4 protein-coding genes are annotated in these 3757 nt (G+C 41.0%); all 4 read left to right on the top strand.

Annotated elements, in window-relative coordinates; all coding sequences use genetic code 11:
* Positions 1 to 132 precede the first annotated feature (132 nt).
* From FD01_RS03700 to FD01_RS03685, 4 genes are read left to right on the top strand one after another with little or no spacing between them, the layout of a single operon-like run.
* Positions 133 to 801: an ATP-binding cassette domain-containing protein gene (locus FD01_RS03700; RefSeq protein WP_056962672.1), complete on the top strand. Its 669-nt coding sequence runs from the start codon at positions 133 to 135 to the stop codon at positions 799 to 801.
* A gap of 58 nt (positions 802 to 859) precedes the next feature.
* Entirely contained in the window at positions 860 to 1924 is a 1065-nt protein-coding gene (locus tag FD01_RS03695; RefSeq protein WP_056962670.1) for a radical SAM protein, read from the top strand.
* A gap of 15 nt (positions 1925 to 1939) precedes the next feature.
* Complete coding sequence (locus FD01_RS03690) at positions 1940 to 2611, top strand: hypothetical protein (RefSeq protein WP_056962668.1); 672 nt, start codon at positions 1940 to 1942, stop codon at positions 2609 to 2611.
* Positions 2608 to 2910, top strand: coding sequence for a hypothetical protein (locus tag FD01_RS03685; RefSeq protein ID WP_054719807.1), 303 nt, complete (start codon positions 2608 to 2610; stop codon positions 2908 to 2910). Before FD01_RS03690 ends, FD01_RS03685 begins: the two co-directional genes overlap by 4 nt.
* Positions 2911 to 3757 lie beyond the last annotated feature (847 nt).

Raw genomic sequence — 3757 nt, 5'->3', positions numbered from 1 at the left:
TGGAATTATTTGACGCTTATTTGAGTAATCGGAACGGTATAAACTGCGCGATGACAGCTACTTACAATAATACCAATATATAAACAGTTTCAGCTTTCGTGTAGCCGTGTGAGTCAGCTGAAGGAACTTGAGATGACCGACTTAGCTCCAACTCGTCAAGTTGTCTCCGACATCAAGCACAAGGATGCGGCCTTACAGGTTGACAAACTCACAGTTGGTTACAAGGATGATGCACCAATACTTACGAATGTCTCATATACGTTCTCAAAGAGGGGCTGTTATCTCATTACAGGCGACAACGCTTCGGGAAAATCAACCTTGATGAAAACTATTGTAGGCCTCGTGCGTCCACTTTCTGGGTATGTTTATCAGAAAGAAAATACTGAATGCTGTTATGTGCCTCAAACTCCGTACTTATTTCCTGGGACGATTTTTGACAACCTTGTCTTAGGGATAGGAAAGTTTGATATTGATCAAGTGAATCATTTGGTTGAAATTACCAACTTAAGTAAAGACCTTCAAGCCGAAGGGAAAAACTTAAATAACGTAATTGATAATAGATCAATCTCATTAAGCACAGGTCAGATTCAAAAGGTGAAATTAATTCGTGGAATTATCGCTTCTCCGCAAGTATTAATAATTGATGAGGTATTATCGAATATTGATGTTGAAAGTAATAAAAATATCCTGTCATATTTGCGAGGGTGGTCGAAGACGCATACTTTAATTATTGTTGCACATGACAATGAACGAATTAAAGCATCACTATGTCCCGTTATCATAGATGTTAACGAATTATAGACCCATATCTTAACTTTTCTATATCTAATACATTCATATTTTTGTGAAGGTGGAGCATATGCAAAAAGTTTATCCGAATATTTTGACTATCATTACAACTTATCACTGCACTGCTGCATGCGAGGAGTGTTGTTTTGAATGCTCTCCGAAATTAAAGGCAAGGTTGTCTTTTCAACAGATTTCTGAGTTTCTTAAAGAATCGCGTGAGGCTTTGGGAAGTAAAGTAAAGGGGGTGGTTTTTACTGGTGGAGAGTGTTTTACACTTGGGGATGATCTCGTCAGGGCTGTCGGGGTTGCGCATAACCTTGGATATAATGTTAGGTGTGTGTCAAATGGATCGTGGGCAAAAACACCTGAAAAGGCCAGTCACATAATGAAGGCGATGAGAGATGCTGGACTTAATGAATTGAATATCTCGACGGGGGACAATCACCAAGCGTGGGTTCCGTTTGATATTGTGCTAAACGCTATTGGGGCAGCTAGCGCAAACTCGATCAATTCTATAATCGTTGTCGAAGGTTATCGAGAATCAAATTTCAAAATCGGAGATGTATACAACAATCGCAGGTTTCAAAATCTGCAACGTCGAGCTACAGATTCTGAGAATTTTGGCTCAGTCGGCGTAATGAACAATATTTGGATTCCGATGCATTTGCATGCAAACGTAACACAACAACAAAAGTATTATGTTACAGCTGAGCAAGCTAATCTTGCAAAGGGATGCGACAACGTACTGACGACTCTTGGATTAAATCCATATGGTCAAGTGATTGATTGCTGCGGATTGACGATGGAGTACATTGATTCAATGAAACTGGGAACGTATCGAAACGGAACGCTAAAAGAAATGTTCAATAAACAGTTTAATGACTTTATGAAGATCTGGCTTTGGGTGGATGGACCCGAAAAGATTTTATATTTTGCTTCGACATTGAATCACCAAATCAACTTTCCTGTAACGATAAGTCATCCTTGTCAAGCGTGTGTAGAATTGTATAAGAATCCAATAGTCAGAGAAACTCTCCAAAAAAATTACGAAAAAGTTGTGCCGGAAATCATGTTAAAGTATTCCATCAAACTTGAAAGAACTAATGCTGAAAGAAAGATTGAACTGTCTTATTAGACAAGGAGGAAAATTATGAGCCGCAAATATGGAAACCCAAATAGTTTGATTCGGACTGACCTAACTAGTGAAAATTTCAAAATTAGTGTCAATTCTAATAAGCTACCATCGTTTTCCGAAGTAGCGAGCAACCTGCTTACTTCTCGGTCAGCGGCGAAGCAGTTTTTGCGGAATCCAACTAAGTATTTAATCAACAATGGTTATTCTGAAGTTGACTCATTGAATATCACCGACAATAACTTTGATGTTTTACGCGTTACGAGCGATGACAAATTGGCTACTGCAGTTCGAAATCGTGATGCACGGTCTTTTGTTGCCATTATGATTCGACTGGGAAAACTACCCGATAGTGTTATTCAACGTACGCAGATGGAACCGCAAGCCGCTTGGGTTCCTGTAGTAGTAACACCTGCAGTGGCGTATACTAGTTTTGGCGCAGTAGCATGGATCGTTGCAGCAGTTGCAGTTCTGGTTAAGGTCGGAGTGAAAGGTTCATTTACTCCAGTGTTTAAATCAACGGTGCTGCAACCAGACATTGCCTCCGCATTAAGCATGGCAGTATTGATGGGAGATAGTGATTTTGCACACAAAGTGGACGATGTGTTATGGTCCCGCTTCTTGAGCGAAATTGAATCAATTAATCAAGAACGGTCTAGCAGTCGGATTGCAAAGGATGCACTTATATGAAATCACTTTGGAGCTTACTCAATGTTTTCTTCGGAATAGTGTTTGTAGTCGTAGCCATTCATTTCTTTTTAGGAAAGTGGCTGAATCTGCTTGCAGGAAGTTCAAATGCAAACACTGAGCAATTAGCTTTTGCAGGAAAAATCATTTCTCCTGCTCTAATCGTACTTGGGGTGAGCGTTTTTCTGCTAGGATTTCAGGGGAGCAAGCTCTGTGTTCGTATTGGTAATGTCAGTTTTGTAATTGCGATTGGATATATCGTGATAATGGTTATTATTACAATGTTTCGGGCCTCTAAATAGACTTATTAAGAAAGTGGAGTCTTAACGGTCAATTTTTATAGAAATAGAAGCGCTCGAGGCGCGATTGCCATGGAATTTAAGCAACATGAACGTCAATACGGAAATTGCAGCGTAGCATGACGAAGACCCACAATCTCAGTAGTCGAGATTGTGGGTCTGTTTTGACGATCGGTTATTGACCGATGATGACGGCCATGCAGACGACCACCCTTTGCCAAGTCTTCGTCTAGCAGTGCCATAGAATCGTCCACCTCTGCCACGAAATCGTCCAGTTAAGAACGTGGAGATGGATTGCATGACAAACTAAGTCATTGAGATTTCCTCAATAGCGCTCAATAATAGTGAGCCACAGTACTCTTTCTCTGAGTTGAAGGTCAAGATAACGTATTTCTTTTTGAAATGGACTTTCAATTCGTCAGAAAAGCATACACCCGGTAGCTGCGCTGGGTGCTGTGTTCCCTCATAAAGTTACAAATATCGACAATTATCCGAACTATACCTGTGTAAAGATTGGAATGGCGCGGTCTAGAGGTATTAGCCTTCTCATCAAATTGAGCTGGACGTTATGTTCTTCGACTTGCTCAGGTGGCGTTCTTGGCAAGTCAGTCTCGGCTATGGTCCGTAATTTCGGATATGTGTGTAGTGATACTAAGATGGGCGGGATGACTAACAAAGATCGGGATTCACGCGCTAGCATCACCAAGATTGTAATTGACGAATAACTTCGAATGGACGAATTTGTGTCCGAAGTGGATGATTTCTTGGCACGAGTGGACGAAAAATTGGCAGAGGGGGCGTGCGGACGTTTTTCTGGACCAATACCATCACGCAGCCTTGCTACGTCGGT

The organism is Lacticaseibacillus manihotivorans DSM 13343 = JCM 12514 (assembly GCF_001435035.1).
Taxonomy (GTDB): Bacteria; Bacillota; Bacilli; order Lactobacillales; family Lactobacillaceae; genus Lacticaseibacillus; species Lacticaseibacillus manihotivorans.
This window is presented reverse-complemented; position numbering and strand designations above follow the sequence as displayed.

Coding starts and splice junctions, on each gene's coding strand:
- FD01_RS03685 (WP_054719807.1), top strand. CDS start 2,608: ATGAAATCACTTTGGAGCTTACTCAATGTTTTCTTCGGAATAGTGTTT.
- FD01_RS03690 (WP_056962668.1), top strand. CDS start 1,940: ATGAGCCGCAAATATGGAAACCCAAATAGTTTGATTCGGACTGACCTA.
- FD01_RS03695 (WP_056962670.1), top strand. CDS start 860: ATGCAAAAAGTTTATCCGAATATTTTGACTATCATTACAACTTATCAC.
- FD01_RS03700 (WP_056962672.1), top strand. CDS start 133: ATGACCGACTTAGCTCCAACTCGTCAAGTTGTCTCCGACATCAAGCAC.